At 67.8% G+C, this 16,282-nt stretch carries 19 protein-coding genes; 7 read left to right on the top strand and 12 right to left on the bottom strand.

The window, feature by feature from the left end; all coding sequences use genetic code 11:
- Positions 1-12: 12 nt before the first annotated feature.
- A complete protein-coding gene (locus QVG61_RS03150; RefSeq protein WP_289931873.1) occupies positions 13-468 on the top strand; it encodes a hypothetical protein in 456 nt (151 codons plus the stop codon).
- On the opposite strand, the gene QVG61_RS03145 is transcribed toward QVG61_RS03150, so the two are convergent.
- Together QVG61_RS03145 and QVG61_RS03140 are read right to left on the bottom strand one after the other, a co-directional pair.
- Positions 462-857 carry a hypothetical protein gene (locus tag QVG61_RS03145; protein ID WP_289931872.1) on the bottom strand — a complete coding sequence of 132 codons (396 nt, stop codon included), beginning with the start codon at positions 855-857 and terminating at the stop codon, positions 462-464. The two genes, QVG61_RS03150 and QVG61_RS03145, sit on opposite strands and share 7 nt — an antisense overlap.
- Before the next feature lie 328 nt (positions 858-1,185).
- Positions 1,186-1,977: a hypothetical protein gene (locus tag QVG61_RS03140; protein WP_289931870.1), complete on the bottom strand. Its 792-nt coding sequence runs from the start codon at positions 1,975-1,977 to the stop codon at positions 1,186-1,188.
- Between the two features lie 133 nt (positions 1,978-2,110).
- On the opposite strand from QVG61_RS03140, the gene QVG61_RS03135 reads away from it, so the two are divergent.
- Together QVG61_RS03135 and msrB are read left to right on the top strand one after the other, a co-directional pair.
- A complete protein-coding gene (locus QVG61_RS03135) occupies positions 2,111-2,425 on the top strand; it encodes a non-heme iron oxygenase ferredoxin subunit (RefSeq protein ID WP_289931869.1) in 315 nt (104 codons plus the stop codon).
- A 4-nt stretch (positions 2,426-2,429) separates the two neighbouring features.
- The gene (gene msrB / locus QVG61_RS03130; protein WP_289931868.1) at positions 2,430-2,852 is read left to right on the top strand and encodes a peptide-methionine (R)-S-oxide reductase MsrB; all 423 of its coding nucleotides are present in this window, start codon (positions 2,430-2,432) and stop codon (positions 2,850-2,852) included.
- On the opposite strand, the gene QVG61_RS03125 is transcribed toward msrB, so the two are convergent.
- From QVG61_RS03125 to QVG61_RS03100, 6 genes are all read right to left on the bottom strand, one after another.
- Positions 2,810-3,340 carry an FKBP-type peptidyl-prolyl cis-trans isomerase gene (locus QVG61_RS03125; RefSeq protein ID WP_289931867.1) on the bottom strand — a complete coding sequence of 177 codons (531 nt, stop codon included), beginning with the start codon at positions 3,338-3,340 and terminating at the stop codon, positions 2,810-2,812. The genes msrB and QVG61_RS03125 overlap by 43 nt on opposite strands.
- Before the next feature lie 25 nt (positions 3,341-3,365).
- A complete protein-coding gene (locus QVG61_RS03120) occupies positions 3,366-4,412 on the bottom strand; it encodes an ABC transporter ATP-binding protein (protein ID WP_289931866.1) in 1,047 nt (348 codons plus the stop codon).
- A gap of 212 nt (positions 4,413-4,624) precedes the next feature.
- Complete coding sequence (locus QVG61_RS03115) at positions 4,625-6,262, bottom strand: iron ABC transporter permease (protein WP_289932692.1); 1,638 nt, start codon at positions 6,260-6,262, stop codon at positions 4,625-4,627.
- 70 nt (positions 6,263-6,332) lie between these two features.
- A complete protein-coding gene (locus tag QVG61_RS03110; protein WP_289931865.1) occupies positions 6,333-7,358 on the bottom strand; it encodes a Fe(3+) ABC transporter substrate-binding protein in 1,026 nt (341 codons plus the stop codon).
- Positions 7,359-7,463: 105 nt separating this feature from the next.
- Positions 7,464-7,901: a PilZ domain-containing protein gene (locus tag QVG61_RS03105; RefSeq protein WP_289931864.1), complete on the bottom strand. Its 438-nt coding sequence runs from the start codon at positions 7,899-7,901 to the stop codon at positions 7,464-7,466.
- Positions 7,902-7,996: 95 nt separating this feature from the next.
- Positions 7,997-8,284, bottom strand: coding sequence for a hypothetical protein (locus tag QVG61_RS03100; RefSeq protein ID WP_289931863.1), 288 nt, complete (start codon positions 8,282-8,284; stop codon positions 7,997-7,999).
- 479 nt (positions 8,285-8,763) lie between these two features.
- Here QVG61_RS03100 and QVG61_RS03095 point away from each other — a divergent pair, with 479 nt between their 5' ends.
- The gene (locus QVG61_RS03095) at positions 8,764-9,762 is read left to right on the top strand and encodes a hypothetical protein (protein WP_289931862.1); all 999 of its coding nucleotides are present in this window, start codon (positions 8,764-8,766) and stop codon (positions 9,760-9,762) included.
- On the opposite strand, the gene QVG61_RS03090 is transcribed toward QVG61_RS03095, so the two are convergent.
- On the bottom strand, positions 9,732-10,412 hold the full coding sequence (locus tag QVG61_RS03090) for a DUF2914 domain-containing protein (protein ID WP_289931861.1): 681 nt from the start codon (positions 10,410-10,412) through the stop codon (positions 9,732-9,734). The genes QVG61_RS03095 and QVG61_RS03090 overlap by 31 nt on opposite strands.
- 281 nt (positions 10,413-10,693) lie before the next feature.
- Here QVG61_RS03090 and QVG61_RS03085 point away from each other — a divergent pair, with 281 nt between their 5' ends.
- Entirely contained in the window at positions 10,694-11,002 is a 309-nt protein-coding gene (locus tag QVG61_RS03085) for a TusE/DsrC/DsvC family sulfur relay protein (RefSeq protein WP_289931860.1), read from the top strand.
- Between the two features lie 25 nt (positions 11,003-11,027).
- On the opposite strand, the gene zapE is transcribed toward QVG61_RS03085, so the two are convergent.
- The 3 genes from zapE to QVG61_RS03070 are packed head-to-tail and all read right to left on the bottom strand — an operon-like array spanning position 11,028 to position 13,172.
- A complete protein-coding gene (zapE, locus tag QVG61_RS03080; protein ID WP_289931859.1) occupies positions 11,028-12,131 on the bottom strand; it encodes a cell division protein ZapE in 1,104 nt (367 codons plus the stop codon).
- 17 nt (positions 12,132-12,148) lie between these two features.
- Positions 12,149-12,829: a DUF502 domain-containing protein gene (locus tag QVG61_RS03075; RefSeq protein ID WP_289931858.1), complete on the bottom strand. Its 681-nt coding sequence runs from the start codon at positions 12,827-12,829 to the stop codon at positions 12,149-12,151.
- 25 nt (positions 12,830-12,854) lie between these two features.
- A complete protein-coding gene (locus QVG61_RS03070) occupies positions 12,855-13,172 on the bottom strand; it encodes a hypothetical protein (protein ID WP_289931857.1) in 318 nt (105 codons plus the stop codon).
- Between the two features lie 129 nt (positions 13,173-13,301).
- Between QVG61_RS03070 and xthA the strand changes: the two genes are divergently transcribed.
- Entirely contained in the window at positions 13,302-14,135 is an 834-nt protein-coding gene (xthA, locus tag QVG61_RS03065; protein WP_289931856.1) for an exodeoxyribonuclease III, read from the top strand.
- 75 nt (positions 14,136-14,210) lie between these two features.
- Positions 14,211-15,620 carry an HDOD domain-containing protein gene (locus QVG61_RS03060; protein ID WP_289931855.1) on the top strand — a complete coding sequence of 470 codons (1,410 nt, stop codon included), beginning with the start codon at positions 14,211-14,213 and terminating at the stop codon, positions 15,618-15,620.
- The last annotated feature ends 662 nt before the right edge of the window (positions 15,621-16,282 follow it).

Below are 16,282 nucleotides of genomic sequence, written 5' to 3'. Positions count from 1 at the left end.
CGCGCGGCGCCCATGGACGAGGACGAATACCGCGCCGCCTACCGGGCCGTCAATGCCAACCGCTGCATCTTCGAGAAAGCGATCAACAGCCGCCGCGCCAGCTGCAGCCGGATGCGCCGCTTCTGCCTGGCCGATCGGGAAGGGGTCGGCTGCGAAGCCGGCGAGGGGCGGCAACGGTGCACGGAATTCCTGGAACGAATGCGCGACAGCGCCCGTTTCGCCCTGCAGCTGACCCAGGTCGGCGGCCCGCTGCCACACAACAGGGAGATTCGCGTGCAGCTCGGCGGCCTGCTCGGGCTGCAGGCCCTGGTCGGGGCGGCGGGCGACAGCGTGCGGGACGTGGCCGCCACCCTGAGCGGGGCCATCGAGCGTTACGGCCGTCTGGCCGATCTCCCCTACAGCGAGCTCGTCAAGGACGTCGCCCGCTTCCGCGGCCGGCAGCGACGTCGCCCGCGGCGCGGTCACTGAGCGGCGCCGCTCCCCGCCAGCGCATCCCGCACGGCGGCCGCCAGCCGCTCCGGATCGATGGGATAGGTCAGGGTGCGGAACAGCTCGAAGCGGGCCTGCAGGCGCTGCAGCTGGTGCGCGAACTCCTGCTCGTAGAAGACGATGACCCGCGTCTGCGGCAGCCGCTGCACGGCACCCTGCAGGGATTCGAGGCTGCTGGTCCGGTCACGGAAGTCGGACTGGAAGTTGAATTCCGCCACCACCAGCTGCGGCCGATGGCGACGAACGGCGGCCAGGGCCTTGCGCATCGAAGTCTCCACCAGCACCTCGCAGCCCAGCTCCCGGTAGAGGGGCGAGAAGTCGGGATAGCCCCCCAGTTCGATGATCGACAGCAGTTTCGGACGGTCCATGGGGAACGCATTCTAACCCGGATATTGCACCAAGGCGGCCTGCATGATCGGCATTGAGGCTGTTATACAAGGCCGAGAAGACCATGAGAGCGCCGTTTGGGCTGGTTACACTGTGTACCTGCGATGTCAGGGCGAGGCTGGACCCGCCGGGGACCGCGGCCTGGAGGCCGCTCCTACGGGGCCTGGCGGCACCCTGGTAGGAGCGGCCTCCAGGCCGCGATTGGCGTGGGGTTAACAGGTTGCTAGCGGGTATTGCGCCAAGGATTCGATTTCCAGGGCAAATCCGGCAAGGCGGGTGGGGTGATCGACTGAAAACTCCTGGCCGTGGCTATGGCGCCGGCCAGCGGATCTCGCGCGCCGTCGCCGTCCCCAGCAGGGTCCGCCCCAGCCGGCCCGGCTGGCGCGCCTCGCGGGGGGAAAGGGGGATACGGCCGCCCATGATCTCGGCCAGCCGCTGCGGATAGCGTGGCCGCCGCTCGGGCTCGGCAAAGCCGTCGGGGTAGATCGGCTGCAGCGTGCGCATGTCGTACTTGTCGCTGGCCCCCAGGGTGTGCAGCAGCTCATGGGTGATCACCACCTGGTTCTGGCCCGCCATGCGTCCCGAGGCATAGGCATTGACCACCCCCAGCAGCCCCTTCTGCAGGCCCACCGAATGCTCCAGGCGCGGGTGGCGTGCCGGATCGAAGTATTTGACGAACATGCTGATATTGGCCGGCGGCCCGTCGCTGAGCTGCTCCGTCCGCCAGGCCCAGAAACGCATCTGCAGACTCCACAGCATCACCCTGAAGGGATTGCCGTCGGCAGGCGGCCGCGGTGGCTGGGCATGCACCTCCGGCGCCAGGCGCACCGTCACCGGCTGCTCCAGCGCCAGGCCGTAGCGCCTCGCCTGCCGGGCAAGCCAGACCTCGATGGGGGCAAAACTGGCGTCGCTCAGGGCGGCGATGTAGCGCGCCGCGGCAGCGCTGCCGTCGCCGTTGATCGGATAGACCGCCACCCACAGCGGGCTGTCCCAGGCGGTGACGCGCAGCCGCCCCAGCCACTGCTGCCCCCCGACCGCCACCAGCACCAGCAACAGGAAGGCGACGCGCAGGCGACGCAGGTTGGAATGACGCTCTGCCATGATCTCCACAAATCCCCGGCTGTCCTGGGCACTGCATCGACCGCCCGCCCCGATCCTGAAAACCGGGGTGTCTGGACGGCACCCGGCGAGCGGTGCACACTGCGCGCCTGACCGCAGCAAGAGGAGTTTCCTGATGGCAGACCACTTCGTCCGCGCGGCCAGCCTCGCCGAGATCCCGCCCGGCCAGCTGGCCCGGGCCCGGATCGGCGGGCGGCGCATCCTGCTGGCCAACGTCGACGGCGAGATCTTCGCCACCGACGAGCTGTGCACCCACGAGGATTCCTCGCTCTACCTCGGCGCGCTGCACGGCGACTGCGTCTCCTGCACCCTGCACGGCAGCCGCTTCAACGTGCGCACCGGCGAACCCCGGGAGGCACCGGCCACCGAACCCCTGCGCACCTACCCGGTACGCATCGAGGGTGACGACGTGCTGGTCTGCGTCGACTGATCCCATGGGCGAGGGACACAGCTGGCGCAGACGGCGCGAACTCGATCCGGAACAGTACCGCGTCACCCGCTGCGGCGGCACCGAGCCGCCCTTCTCCGGCCGCTACCACGACTTCAAGGGCGACGGCTGCTATCACTGCGTCTGCTGCGACGCCCTGCTGTTCGATTCCCGCCACAAATACGATTCCGGCAGCGGCTGGCCCAGCTTCAGCCGCGCCGCGGATGGTGCCCTCCGGCAGCGGCAGGACAGATCCCATGGCATGTGCCGTACCGAGGTCCGCTGTGCGCGCTGCGATGCCCATCTCGGCCATCTGTTCCCGGATGGCCCGCCGCCGGACGGCCTGCGCTACTGCATCAACTCCGCCGCCCTGGCATTCCGGCCCCGTCAGTCGGCGGGCGATGCCGGGGGCTCGTCCGGGAAGGCGTAGCCGGCGGCCAGCTCCTCGGCCGTGGCGTCGCGGATGGCCAGGATCTCCAGCACGAAGCGCAGCGACTTGCCGGCCAGCGGATGGTTGCCGTCGACGGTCAGCCGCTCGCCCTCCACGGCGGTGACGGTGAAGGACAGCACCCGGCCATCGGGCGCCTCGCCGTCCAGCCGGGCCCCGACATGCCGCGCCTCGGGCGGGACGGCCTCCAGCGGCAGGCTGATCACCAGCGCCGGATCCTGCTCTCCATAGCCCTCCTCCGGACTCAGGGTGACCTCCAGCCGCGCCCCCACGCCGTAGCCCTCCAGCGCCTGCTCGATCTTGGGGAAGGCGCCGCCATAGCCGCCGTGCAGATACCAGAGATCGTCGCGGTAGGCCAGCACCCGCTCCGAGCCCTGCTCGAAGAGGGCGTATTTCAGGCGCACCACCTTGTCCCGGACCACGCTCTGGGTGCTGATGTTGCCAACGAAGTGCAGGGGAAATTCGGTCATCGGCCTCTCCCGGACAAGACGGCGCTCAGCGGCGGAACATCACCAGGTGATCGATCTCCGGACGGATGCCGATCGATTCGCCGATGGCGTGATCGTGGTGACTGGGCGCCAGACAGAGGAGCCGGGTGCCACTCTCCAGGCGCAGGGTATAGAGAAACTCCGAACCGCGGAAGGCCTTGGCCAGGATCTCGGCACGCAGCTCGCTGGCGTCGTCGTGCTGGATGTCGTCGGGCCGGACCAGCAGGTCGACCTCGCAGCCGGCCCCGCAGCCCGCCGGCACCCGCCCGGCGATGCGTCCCAGCTCGCAGCTCACCTGCCCCTCGTCGATCACCGTGCCCGGAATGATCTCGCCCTCGCCGATGAAATCGGCGACGAAGCGGTTGGCCGGCCGGTGATAGAGATTGTAGCCGCTGTCCCACTGCATCAGCCGGCCGTCGCTGACCACGCCGATCTCGTCGGCCATGGCAAAGGCCTCGTACTGGTCATGGGTGACCAGGATGGCGGTGATCTCCTCCTGGCGGAGGATCTCGCCCACCTCACGCGCCATCTGCTCACGCAGCTCGACGTCGAGGCTGGAGAAGGGCTCGTCGAGCAGCAGCAGTTCCGGGCGCGGCGCAATGGCCCGGGCCACGGCGACCCGCTGCTGCTGGCCGCCGGACAGCTGGTGCGGGTAGGCGCCGGCATGCGCCTCCAGACCGATCAGTTCCAGCAGGCCGGCGACCCGCGCCCGGCGTTCGCGTTCCGACAGGTGGTGCAGACCGAAGCCGACGTTGTCGCGCACGCTGAGGTGGGGAAAGAGCGCAAAGTCCTGAAACACCATGCCCACCCGGCGCTGTTCCGGCGGCAGTGCCCAGCCGGCATGGCTGACCACCTGACCGCGCATGCGGATCTCGCCTTCCCGCGGCTGTTCGAAGCCGGCGATGGCCCGCAGCAGGGTGGTCTTGCCACAGCCGCTGGGGCCGAGCAGACAGCCGATGCGACCGGCCTCCAGCTGGAAGGAGACGCCCTTCACGACCAGGGTGTCCCCGTAGCCGAGGACGCAGTTGTCGACCTCCAGGAGTCTAGCCCGCATAGTGCACCCAGGATTCGGTTCTCAGGACAAAGCCAGCAAAGCAGCCTGGGTGATCGGCCGAAAAAGCATGGCCGTCGTCATGGTTTGAGGGGGATCGCCCAGGATGCGAGGCCCGATTCGGCCTGAAATCGGACAGGCACAAACCGTAACCCGCCCAGGCGTGCCTTTCATGGCCATCTCGCCCTTGTATTTCAACTCGAAGTTCGTTCACGCTAGCCATGACCGGGGCGCCCGCGCTTGATGCTCTGACTGAGAAGGATAACCGGAACGATGCCGGCCAGCACGATGGCCAGCGAGGCGCTGGCCGCATCGGCCAGCCGCTCGTCCGAGGCCAGCTCGTAGGCGCGCACCGCCAGGGTGTTGAAGTTGAACGGCCGCAGGATCAGGGTGGCCGGCAGCTCCTTGAGCACGTCGACGAACACCAGCAGCAGCGCGGTCAGCAGGCTGCCGCGCAGCAGCGGCAGATGCACCCGTTTCAGCACCCGCCCCGGCCCCAGCCCCAGGGAACGCGCCGCCTCGTCCATGCTCGGACGGATCTTGCCCAGGCCGGCCTCCACCGTCTGCAGGGACACGGCAAGAAAGCGCACCGTGTAGGCGAACAGCAGGGCCGTCAGGGTACCGGACAGCAGCAGCCCGGTGGAGATACCGAAGCGGGCCCGCATCCAGCCATCGAGCGCATTGTCCAGCCAGGCGAAGGGAATCAGCACGCCGACCGCGATCACCGTCCCCGGCACCGCATAGCCCAGTCCGGCGACACGCACCGCAGCGGCGCTCAGCCAGTTGCCGTGCAGGCGCCGGCCATAGGCCATGATCAACCCCAGCAGCAGGGCGATGAGGGCCGCGGCGGCGGCCAGCAGCAGGCTGTTCAGGGCCAGCTCCAGGAAACGCCCGTCGACCACCCGCGAGGCGGTGCGCATCGCCCAGGCCAGCAGCTGGCCGGCAGGCAGCAGAAACCCCAGTCCCAGGGGGATCAGGCAGACCAGCAGGGCAACGGCCAGCCGCCAGCCCTCCAGGCGGTGGCGGGGCAGGGCGCGGTGGCGGCTGCTGGTATGGTGATAGCGCAGCCGGCGCCGGGAGCCACGCTCGATCAGCACCAGGGCAAAGACGAACAGCAGCAGCAGTGAGGAAAGCTGGGCGGCGGCGGCCGGATCGCCGAGACCGAACCAGGTCCGGAAGATGCCGGTGGTGAAGGTGCTGACGCCGAAGTACTGCACCGTCCCGTAGTCGGCCAGGGTCTCCATCAGCGCCAGCGACAGGCCAGTGATCAGCGCCGGGCGGGCCAGCGGCAGGGCCACCCGCAAGAAGGTACGCCAGGGACCGGCGCCGAGAGTCCGGCTCACCTCCAGCACGCAGACCGACTGTTCGAGGAAGGCGGCGCGGGCCAGCAGGTAGACATAGGGATAGAGCACCAGCGAGAGCATGGCGACAGCGCCCCCCAGGGAGCGGACCTCCGGGAACCAGTAGTCGCCGTAGCCCCAGCCGAACAGCGCGCGCAGGGCGCTCTGCACCGGGCCGGCGAAATCCAGCATCCCGGTGTAGGTATAGGCGATGATGTAGGCCGGCATGGCCATCGGCAGCAACAGGGCCCATTCGAACAGGCGCCGGCCGGGGAAGTCACAGGTGGTGCAGACCCAGGCCGTGGAGACGCCGAGCAGGAAGGTGCCGATCCCGACGCCGACCATGAGCAGCAGGGAATTGAGCACATAGTCGCGGAGCACGGTATCCGCCAGATGGCGCCACACCTCCCCTGCCGGCTGGAAGACGAAACCGACCACCACCAGCACCGGCAACGACACCAGCAGGGCGATCAGCAGCAGGGCGGCACGCCAGCCGCCCGGCAGCCAGCGCATCGCGCGGGGCCAGGGCAGGCTGGCGACTGTCCCGTTCAAGCGGGCCGCTCCCCGCCGCTGCGGCCGGCGCTCACTTCCAGCCGGCGCGGTCCATCAGCCGGACCGCCTCGGCGTTGTAGCGGCCGAGCATGTCGAGGTTGAGGGTGTCGGCCCGGAACGTCCCCCAGGCCTTCAAGGTCTCGCTGATCTCGATGCCCCGGCGGATGGGATACTCGTGGTTGGTGCTGGCATACCAGGCCTGGGCCTCGTCGCCACTCAGGTATTCCATCAGGCGGACGGCCGCTTCGCGGTGACTGGCCGCCTTGGTGAGGGCGATGCCGCTGACGTTGACGTGGGTGCCACGGTCGTCCTGGTTGGGCCAGAAGACCGCCACCCGGCGGGCGGCCGCCTGCTGGGCGGGATCCGGGTCGTGCAGCATGATGGCCAGGTAATAGGTGTTGACCACGGCCAGGTCGCACTGGCCAGCGGCCGCGGCGCGGATCTGGTCACGATCGCCACCGCGCGGCGGCCGGGCCAGATTGCGCACCAGCCCGCGAGCCCAGGCCTCGGTGGCCTCGACGCCGCGCGAGGCGATCATCGAGGCGACCAGCGACTGGTTGTAGATGTTGTTCGAGGAACGGATGCAGATGCGGCCCTTCCACTTGGGCTCGGCCAGCGCCTCGTAGGTCGACAGCTCTGCCGGATCGACCCGGTCCCGCACATAGACGATCGGCCGCGCGCGTACCGAGAGCCCGTACCAGTAACCTTCCGGATCGCGGTAATTGGCGGGCACCCGGCTGTCGAGGATCTCCGACTGCACCGCGGCCAGCACCCCGGCCTTCTTGGCCCGGTAGAGACGGCCGGCGTCGGTGGTCAACAGCAGATCGGCGGGACTGTTGCGGCCCTCGCTGCGCAGCCGCTGCAGCAGGGCATCGGCCTTGCCGGTGACCAGATTCACCTGGATACCGGTTTCGGCGCTGAAGCGGTCGAGCAGGGGCCGGATCAGGGCCTCCTTGCGCGCCGAATAGAGGTTGACGATCTCGGCCGCCGAGGCGGCCCCCGCCAGCGCCACCAGCACAGCGGCCAGCAGTGCGCGGATTCCCAGTTTGTATGCCATGAGCCATCGACCTCCATAATCAATCTAAACGATAAATATTATCATTTAGATTTATGGCCCGTGTCAATGGCCGTCACCCCCTGCCGACCGGGGCGGTATTGCCGTTCAGGCCGGGTGCCCCGGCAGGGTGGCGGGAATGGGAGGAAAGTCGCGGGCGTACTTGTCGATCCATTCGTGCGCCGCCTGTTCGGGGGTGAGGCGGCGGCCCTCGCGCCGCAGGACATCGCGCCGGTAGCGTTCGATGTAGCAGAGCTGCTCCACCATCCGCGCCCGGTAACGGTCCTCCGGCGCCATGAACTCGACACCCACCTCGTAGTGATCGCGGCGCCAGCGACACCAGCTGACCCGCCCCCGGGCCTCGAACACCGGCCGGACGCAGCGGATGCAGAGCCACAGCAGACTGCCGGGCTCGACGGCGCTATGTGTCTGAAAGGAGAGCCCGCCGCAACTGACGTTGTTCAGCACCTCGCGCTGCAGCGTCCGGCCCTGCTCGGGACGGAATTCGATGGGAATCTCGGAAGGATGACGGATGTAACTGCGCATGACGACCGACCTCGCTGGCGGCACGGGCCGGCAGGCGACCGGCCCCGAGGTGGATCTTGCACGATCCGCGCCATGTCATCCGCTCGAGGCCGCTCTCAATCCGCGTCGACCCACTTCTGCAGGGCCTCGATCAGACCCCGGGCCTGATCCCGGCTGGAGATATTGAACTTGGACTTCTGGATGTACTCGCCGTTGCGCTTCTGGTAGCGGCGGATGGTGTAGCGGTCCGGCCCATAGGCCTCCTTGCGGCGATCCCAGTCCTGGTACCGGAAGATCACCGTCGACCAGGCCCCCTTGCTCAGGACCACCTTGTCCAGCTGCTTGACCAGGACCTGCCCGTCTTCCTCATACTCGATGCTCAATTCGTCCACAGTGGATGCCATGGGTACTTTTCCTTCTTGCCATTACGGTTGAAACATACTCTGCGGCCTGCCGTCCGCTTCGTCAAATCGGTCACAGGACGGACAGCGGCGCTCAAGGCAGGGGCGCCGGCCACCGATACACCATGAGGGAGCCTAGCAGCCTGTCGGACTTAGGCGATCGTAGCGAGCATGGTGGTAGAGCGAGCACAAATGTTCACGATTTCGAGGCGCATAGTGGACCTACGCAACGAGAAATCGGGGATATTTGGGCCGCTCTACCACCAGCACAGTAGATCAGTCCTGAGTCCGACAGGCTGCTAGGACTGGGGCGGCAGCATCCCGAACTGTGGGCCGGTTGGCAACGCCACTGCGACCTGTGTCCTCGGACCCGCCGCCGGCCACCGTTAGACTAGGGCCTGTGAACACTACCCCATTGGGTGGTGTTCACAGGCCCTAGCAGGCAACCCGCGACCGAATCGCCGGAGCAAAGACAAGCCGACATGCAGCCACGCAGTGCCAAGATCTACAGCCTGGGCAACCGCCTCAGCGGCGAGGATGCCCCTCTGGCAGAAGGGACCGCCCGGGGCGAGGCGCGGCTGCGGGAACTGGAACACCTGCTAGAGACCGCCCGTCAGGTACGGGAACAGGCCGCGCAGGAGATCCAGCTCTCCTCTTCCACCCACCAGGCCGCCCAGCAGCGCATCGCCGCGGCCGAACGCATGGAGCGCAAGGCCGCACAGGAACTCGAGCGCCTGCGCCTGGAACTCACCCGCCGGGAACTGCGGGAACGTCGCTGCTGGTCACCGGGCGACCCCCTGCCGCCCCCGCCGGCCGGCCGCCCCCAGGGGACGGCCACCGATTTCGAGATCGCCCTGCTCACCGGCAGCCCGCGACCTCGCATCGGCACCGGCCGCGCCGATTTCGAACTGGCCTCCGCCGATCCCGCGCCCTCGACTGCCGCGGCTGACCAGCGATCGGCCCCGAACCGGCCGAAACCCGCCGCCCCCCGGCACAGTGGGCGCGGGCGCAGCCTGCTGATTGCACTGATCGTGGCCACCGGCGCCGGCCTGGGGGCCGCCACCACCTATTTCACGGCCAAGTCGCCGGAGATCCGCCAGCGCCTCACCGAACTGCCGGTCCAGGCCGGCGACTGGGGCCGCGGCTGGCTGCAGCGGATGAGCGCTGTCACCACCACGGCGACAGAGACGGCGTCGGCCACCGCGCCCGCCACACCCCTGCAGCCGGCACCCCGGCAGACGGCCGCCCCGGCGCCGGACCCGGCCGAGCTGCAGGCCTGGCGGAGGGCCATTGCGGCCGAGGAACAGCGCCTGAAGGCAGCGGCCATCCGCCGCCTGGAGCAACGTCTCACCGCTCTGGAGCGCAGCGCCCCGCCAGCGGCCCTGCCCGAAACGCCGACCGCCACCACCCGGCCGCCCTCAGCCCCCGGCCCCGTGCCAGGGAATGCGCCTCAGTCCCCGGGAGCCTCGCCCGCCCCCTGAGTCTCCTGAGTCTCCTGAGTCTCCTGAGTCTCCTGAGTCTCCTGAGTCTCCTGAGTCTCCTGAGTGTTCTGAGTGTCCTGAGTCCCTTGACTCTCCTGGGAACTCTCCCGGGACGCGGGCAAGTTCGGAGACATGGAGGGTTCCCGGGGCGTCTCGGCCGGCGCCTGCTGCTCCTCGACCGGCGGCGCAGGCGGCAGGCCAACCCGCCCCTCGCCCTCCACCGGCCGCGCCGCATCCTGATACTTGAAGACACTGGCCTGCAGCGGCCAGCCCGATTCGTCCACCACCACCACCGTCCAGGTACCGGTCTGCCCGGGCCGCAGCGTCTTGCGCGAATACACCCGCCAGCGCGGCCCGCCGACCTTGAACGGCACCTCGGCCATCACCTGCCCGCGGTATTCCCAGCGGTGGGTCACGGTGTGGCCCGCAAGCCGGCGCAGCTCGGTAAAGAAATAGATCTCGGTCTCGTCGTTGCCGAGGATCACCACCTCATCGACCGGTTCGCGGTTCTCGATGCCGCGGGTGAACTGGGCCCGGGCGACCCAGCCCTCCGGTTTCTCACCCACCCCTTCCCCGGCCTGGACCAGGGTGGCAAGACCGAGTCCTGCTGCCAGCAGCAGGCGCCGGGAACATCCCCTGATTGCAATCATGAGCGTCGTCCTCCTCTCCAGACAGGGCCACCGGGCGGTCAGCCGCATTACCCAGGATCCCCAGTGTAGTCCCTGGCCCGCGGCGGCGCCCGGCCCTGGCTCACAGTTCCGCCCGCCGGGAGGCCCGGAAAAGATTTTTCTGGACGTGGCCACCCAATACTTGATAAAATTACTCAACTTTACAGACACGACTCCCGGCGCGGCAGGCCAAAAGGATCCCGAACGCAGGACCCGCGCCTGCCACCCATCCACCATCCCAAATGCAATGAGGAAATACCCTGATGAACGCAACTGCTGAACTCAAGCTCGAACTCGACGGCGAAGGCTTTCTCGTCAACCGTGACGACTGGAACGAGGACGTCGCCCGCGAACTGGCCCGCATGGACGGCTACGAGCTGACCGACGAGATGCTGAACTACATCCGCGAGGCCCGCCGCATGTACGAGGAAGACGGCGTGGTGCCGCCGATCCGCAAGTTCGCCAAGGCCCTCAACGTGAGTTCCAAGGATCTCTACGACACCTTCAAGAAGGGGCCGATGAAGCTGATCTGCAAGTGGGGGGCACTGCCCAAGCCCACCGGTTGCGTCTGAACCCGCGGCTGACGACAAAGGGGCCTCACCCGGCGGGTGAGGCCCCTTTTTCCTGTCCGACAGGCTGATAGTTTCGACTGTCCATCTCGGCCAACCGGCTGACGGTGCGCCGAAAGGCGAAACGCAGATAGCGGCCGGTATAGAGCTGCTCCGCCGGCACCTCGGCGGTCAACACCAGCCTGACCCGCTGGTCGTAGAGCGCATCCACCAGGTGCATGAAACGCTTGGCCGCATCGTCCTTCTCCTCGCCCATCTGGGGCACGCCGCCTAGCAGCAGGGTGTCCAGGGACTGGGCAAGGTCCAGATAGTCCGCCGCCCAGAGCGGCGCCTCGCACAGCGCGGCAAAATCGAACCAGGCGATACCCTCACCCATGGCTCGCACCGGGATGCGCCGATGCCGCCCCGGAAAGACGCCGCCGCCCGGGCTGACCCCAGCCTCGGCCAGGAGCTGTTCCAGAAAGGCCTCCGCCGCCGCCCCCTGCAGGCAGCGATAGGCGCTGCCGGCCTGGTCCCGGCGGAAACGGAAGTCCTGTTCGCCGGCCAGGCGGACGCTCCGGGTATGCCGCTGCAGCAGCTCGATGGCGAACAGGAAGCGGTCGCGCTGCAGCCCGTCCAGATAGAGGTCGTCGATGGCCACGTTGGAGGTCGCAACCAGGACGATGCCCCGCTCGAACATCGCCTGCAGCAGGCCGCCGAGCAGCATGGCGTCCGCGATGTCGTGAACGTGGAACTCGTCCACGCAGAGCACCCGCACCTCGGCGGCCAGGCGGCGGGCGATCAGGGCCAGGGGATTCGGGGTCTTCGGCAGCCGGCGCAGCTCGGCATGGATGTCCTGCATGAAACGGTGGAAATGGACCCGCCGCTTTTCGGTGAAGGGCAGACAGTCGTGGAAACTGTCCATCAGGTAGGTCTTGCCACGGCCCGTCCCGCCCCACAGATAGAGGCCGGGCAAGGGCGGCGGCCGGCGGCCGAGGAGCCGCTGCCACCAGCGGCCGGGGGCTGCCGTCAGCAGCGCCTCGTACAACTGCTGGAGCTGTTCCACCGCCTCGGCCTGCGCCGGGTCGGGGAGGAAATCACCGCGCCGCAGGTCCAGCGCATAGCGCTCGCGGGGCCCGGCAGGCGCTGTCATTCTCGGGCCACGCGCCTTCATTCACCCCCGCTGTCGGACTGCCGGTAACGGAAGTGGCTCGGGGCAACGGCGCCGCCGGAGATGATGAAGGTCATCGCCTCGTCCATGCTCCAGTCGGTGGCCACCAGCCGCTCCATGGGCACGATCTCCAGGTAGCCGGAGGTCGGATTCGGCGTGGTCGGCACATAGACGGCGGCCAGCTCCTCACCCGTCACCTCGTCGGTGAGGGTGCGCATCACGAAACCGACAGCCTTCATCTCCGCCGAGGGGAACTCGATCAACACCACCCGGTGGGTCCCCTCCGGCTTCTGCTGGATCACCGAGATCAGCTGCTTGGTGGCGCCGTAGACCTTGTGCACGAAGGGGATGCGCTCGATGACGGCATCGAACAGGCCGATCAGCTTGCGACCGATCACCCGGGTCGCCACCCAGCCGAGGAGAGAGAGGCTGAGCAGGGTGAAGAACACGGCCAGGGTCGACTGGAACCAGGGCTCCAGCAACCAGCGCGCCAGCGTCGGCCAGAGGGGCTCGACCACCCGGGCCACCCCCTGGACCCAGGGACGGCCGAGACTGGACAGCTGGCGGACGAAGAACTCGATGATCAGCCAGGTGACCCAGATCGGGATGGCGGTGAAGATGCCGGCCAGCAGATAACGGTTCAGCCGGCCGATGAAACGTCCGCTCGTCTGTTGTCCCATGATGGTCACTCCCGGGCGGCGCCCCTCAGGGGGCCGACTCCATCACCTCCAGCGCCTCCCGCCGGCCGGTCTCCCAGCCGTGGCGGTAGGCCTGTCCCCAGCCGAGCAGCGCCTGGCCCTCGGTGGGATCATCGCCATCGGGCTCGAGTCCGGCATCCAGGGCCGCCCCGTGTCCGAGCGCCTGCAGCGCGTCGAGCATGCCGTTGGCATAGCCACGGTTGTACCACAACTGGAGCTGATCGGGCCGTTCGCGGAAATCCGCCGTCTCGGCATAGAGGCGCCGGGCAAGCGCAATCAGTCGCTCCAGGAGGGCTTTCTGCCGTGAAGCAAGAGGCTGGTTCATCGCCGTTCACCGCCATGCCGGGGGGAGGACCGATGGTACCCGAACGCTCCGGGCACCGCGAGCTATGGCGGACCGCGGCACTCGGTTAGAATGGGGGCTTCCGCAGAACCCCCGGAGCTCTTCCCCCCTATGCGCCTCGTCTCCTTCAACACCAACGGCATTCGCGCCCGCCGCCACCAGTTGCAGGCCCTGGCCGAAAACTACGACCCGGACATCATCGGCATCCAGGAGACCAAGGTACGCGACGAGGAATTTCCGGAACAGGACATCCAGGCCCTCGGCTACCATGCCCACTATCACGGCCAGAAGGGCCATTACGGGGTGGCCCTGCTGTCCAGGCAAATGCCGCTGGAGGTCAGCCGTGGCTTCCCCTTCGATGGCGAGGAGGCACAGCGCCGGTTGATCCGCGGCACCTTCGCCCTGGCGGGCGGCAAGCGCCTCACCGTCATCAACGGCTACTTCCCGCAGGGCGAGAACCGCAGTCACGAGACCAAGTTCCCGGCCAAGCGCAGGTTCTACGCCGACCTGCTGAAATACCTGGAGACCGAGTTTTCGCCCAAGGACTATCTGGTGGTGATGGGCGATCTCAACGTCGCCCCGCTGGACATCGACATCGGCATCGGCGAGGACAACAGGAAGCGCTGGCTGCGCACCGGCAAGTGCAGCTTCCTGCCGGAGGAACGCGAATGGTACCAGCGCCTGCTCGACTGGGGCCTGGTCGACAGCTTCCGCCAGTGCCACCCGGAGGTCGACGACCGCTTCAGCTGGTTCGACTACCGCAGCCGCGGCTTCGAGCGCGACCCCAAGCGCGGCCTGCGCATCGACCTGATCCTCACCACCCCTCCGCTGGCGAAGCGCTGTCTCGACGCCGGTATCGCCTACGACATCCGCGCCATGGAGAAGCCCTCGGACCACTGCCCGGTATGGGCCGATTTCGACATCAAACCCGCCGCCCGGTCGTGAAAATGTGATCCGCTGCGCATTTCACCACGCCGGTGCCGCCTAATCTGAACGGACGTCAACGACAGGAAGCCCCACATGCAGCTGGCCAACAGGCTCCAGACCTTCCTGGAACGACACAGGACCCGCTTCGAACTGCGTCCACACACCCCGACCCGGACCCTGTACGAGGCAGCCGCCGCCAGCGGCCTGCAGCAACAGCAGTTGGTGCGGGGTGTGCTGCTGCAGGACGGGCGCGGCCTGCTGCTGGCCGTGTTGCCGGCCGAACGGCTGATCGACTTCCATGCCCTGCAACAGCACTTCGGGCGCAGCCTGCAGCCGGCGCCGCCCCCGGTGGTGAATGCCACCTTCAGCGATTGCGAGACCGGCTCCGTGCCCCCGCTCGGCGAACCCTACGGCGTCGAGACCGTGGTGGACGAGACCCTGCTGCAGGCGGGCGAGGTCTGCTTCGAGCCGGGCTACCACAACTGCCTGGCCTGCATGCCGGGAGACCAGTTCCAGACCCTGCATGCCGCCAGCGCGACCCTGGCCATCTCCCGCTCCCTGGCCGTGCTGGAGAGCCGCGATCCACGCGACTTCCTGCTGCCCGGCCAGTTCGAGCGCAACCATCCGCTGGAAGCCCTGCGTCCGGCCGCCGAACTGCGCCGCCAGATCGAATCCATCGAGCGTCTGCCGGCCATGCCGGAGATGGCCCGCCGACTGCTGCGGGTCCGCAACGACCCCAACGCCACGGTGCGTGACCTGACCGATGTCATCCAGGCCGATCCCAGCCTGACAGCGCAGATCATCCGCTATGCACGCTCCGCCCTGTTCAACTTTCAGGGCAAGGTCGACACCCTGGAGCAAGCCACCGCACGGGTGCTCGGCTTCGAGACGGTGCTCAACATGGCCCTGGGACTGGCCGCCAGCCGCACCTTCCGCAACCCGGCCGACGGCCCGCTCGGCCTGCAGGCCTTCTGGCAACACGCCACCTACAGCGCGGCCCTGGCCCAGACCCTGGCCAGCGCGGTGCGCGGCCAACTGGCCATCAATCCCGGCGTCGCCTATCTCTGCGGCCTGTTGCACAACTTCGGCTTCCTGCTCTGCGGCCACCTGTTCCGCAGCGAATTCTTCCTCCTCAACCGGCTGGTCGCCGCCAACCCCCATGTCCCCGTGACCCTGATCGAGAAGCGTCTGACGGGCGCGCCACACACCGAGACCGGAAGCTGGCTGATGCAGGCCTGGGACATGCCCGAGGCGGTTGCGGTCGCCTGCCGCGAGCACCACAACGAGGCCTACGCCGGCGATCACGCCCTGTACGCCAACCTCACCCTGCTGGTCGATACACTGCTCCGCGGCCACGGCATCGGCGAAGGCGCCGAAGGCGAACCCCCGGTCATGCTGCTCAATGCCCTCGGCCTGACCCCGTCCGAGGCCCGCACGCTCACCGCCGGAGTGCTGGACGGCCGCGACGCCCTGGACGCCATGGCCCGCCAGCTCGCGGCCTAGCTAGCCCGGCTATTGCACCAAAGCGGCGCGCATGATCGGAGTGCAGGCTGGTATACAAGGCCAGGAGGCTCGCAAATAGGCCCTCGTGGCGGGGTACACTTTGTGCCTATTCGATGTCAGGACGCATCTGGCTGCGCATCCTGGCCGATCCCCATTGAACCATAGCTATGGCTATGCTTCTGCGGGCGATCGGCCAAGCTGCCTTGCCAGCCTCGCCCTGAGCATCGAATCCTTGGTGCAATATCCGGATTAGGCAATCGTGGCGAGCAGGGTGTGGTACCCCTTGCGCCTCGATCGCGGCCTGAAGACCGCTCCTACGCCAACACATTGTGCCGCCATGCCCCGTAGGAGCGGCCTCCAGGCCGCGATCGGGGGATCCACGGCGGGCAATGCCCGGAGTCGATCGAACAGGCACAAAGCCGGGTTACGAGTTCCCGCCCCATTTACCAGCCTGCATGCCGATCATGCGGGCCGTCTTCGTGCAATATGCGGGCTAGATGGAAACTCCCGTAATTTACGAATCCTGACTACAGGCCTCCGGAAGAAACCCAACAGGAAAATCTGCGATATTCTATTGATATAACCCAAAAGACGCGCTAGCTTCGTGGAAATAGATTGACTCGTACGGAAATTGTCCTGAGGGACTATATGGAAAGTTTCCG

The organism is Thiohalobacter sp. IOR34, assembly GCF_030406045.1.
GTDB lineage: Bacteria > Pseudomonadota > Gammaproteobacteria > Thiohalobacterales > Thiohalobacteraceae.
This window is presented reverse-complemented; position numbering and strand designations above follow the sequence as displayed.

Coding starts and splice junctions, on each gene's coding strand:
- QVG61_RS03150 (WP_289931873.1), top strand. CDS start 13: ATGGACGAGGACGAATACCGCGCCGCCTACCGGGCCGTCAATGCCAAC.
- QVG61_RS03145 (WP_289931872.1), bottom strand. CDS start 857: ATGGACCGTCCGAAACTGCTGTCGATCATCGAACTGGGGGGCTATCCC.
- QVG61_RS03140 (WP_289931870.1), bottom strand. CDS start 1,977: ATGGCAGAGCGTCATTCCAACCTGCGTCGCCTGCGCGTCGCCTTCCTG.
- QVG61_RS03135 (WP_289931869.1), top strand. CDS start 2,111: ATGGCAGACCACTTCGTCCGCGCGGCCAGCCTCGCCGAGATCCCGCCC.
- msrB (WP_289931868.1), top strand. CDS start 2,430: ATGGGCGAGGGACACAGCTGGCGCAGACGGCGCGAACTCGATCCGGAA.
- QVG61_RS03125 (WP_289931867.1), bottom strand. CDS start 3,340: ATGACCGAATTTCCCCTGCACTTCGTTGGCAACATCAGCACCCAGAGC.
- QVG61_RS03120 (WP_289931866.1), bottom strand. CDS start 4,412: ATGCGGGCTAGACTCCTGGAGGTCGACAACTGCGTCCTCGGCTACGGG.
- QVG61_RS03115 (WP_289932692.1), bottom strand. CDS start 6,262: ATGCGCTGGCTGCCGGGCGGCTGGCGTGCCGCCCTGCTGCTGATCGCC.
- QVG61_RS03110 (WP_289931865.1), bottom strand. CDS start 7,358: ATGGCATACAAACTGGGAATCCGCGCACTGCTGGCCGCTGTGCTGGTG.
- QVG61_RS03105 (WP_289931864.1), bottom strand. CDS start 7,901: ATGCGCAGTTACATCCGTCATCCTTCCGAGATTCCCATCGAATTCCGT.
- QVG61_RS03100 (WP_289931863.1), bottom strand. CDS start 8,284: ATGGCATCCACTGTGGACGAATTGAGCATCGAGTATGAGGAAGACGGG.
- QVG61_RS03095 (WP_289931862.1), top strand. CDS start 8,764: ATGCAGCCACGCAGTGCCAAGATCTACAGCCTGGGCAACCGCCTCAGC.
- QVG61_RS03090 (WP_289931861.1), bottom strand. CDS start 10,412: ATGATTGCAATCAGGGGATGTTCCCGGCGCCTGCTGCTGGCAGCAGGA.
- QVG61_RS03085 (WP_289931860.1), top strand. CDS start 10,694: ATGAACGCAACTGCTGAACTCAAGCTCGAACTCGACGGCGAAGGCTTT.
- zapE (WP_289931859.1), bottom strand. CDS start 12,131: ATGACAGCGCCTGCCGGGCCCCGCGAGCGCTATGCGCTGGACCTGCGG.
- QVG61_RS03075 (WP_289931858.1), bottom strand. CDS start 12,829: ATGGGACAACAGACGAGCGGACGTTTCATCGGCCGGCTGAACCGTTAT.
- QVG61_RS03070 (WP_289931857.1), bottom strand. CDS start 13,172: ATGAACCAGCCTCTTGCTTCACGGCAGAAAGCCCTCCTGGAGCGACTG.
- xthA (WP_289931856.1), top strand. CDS start 13,302: ATGCGCCTCGTCTCCTTCAACACCAACGGCATTCGCGCCCGCCGCCAC.
- QVG61_RS03060 (WP_289931855.1), top strand. CDS start 14,211: ATGCAGCTGGCCAACAGGCTCCAGACCTTCCTGGAACGACACAGGACC.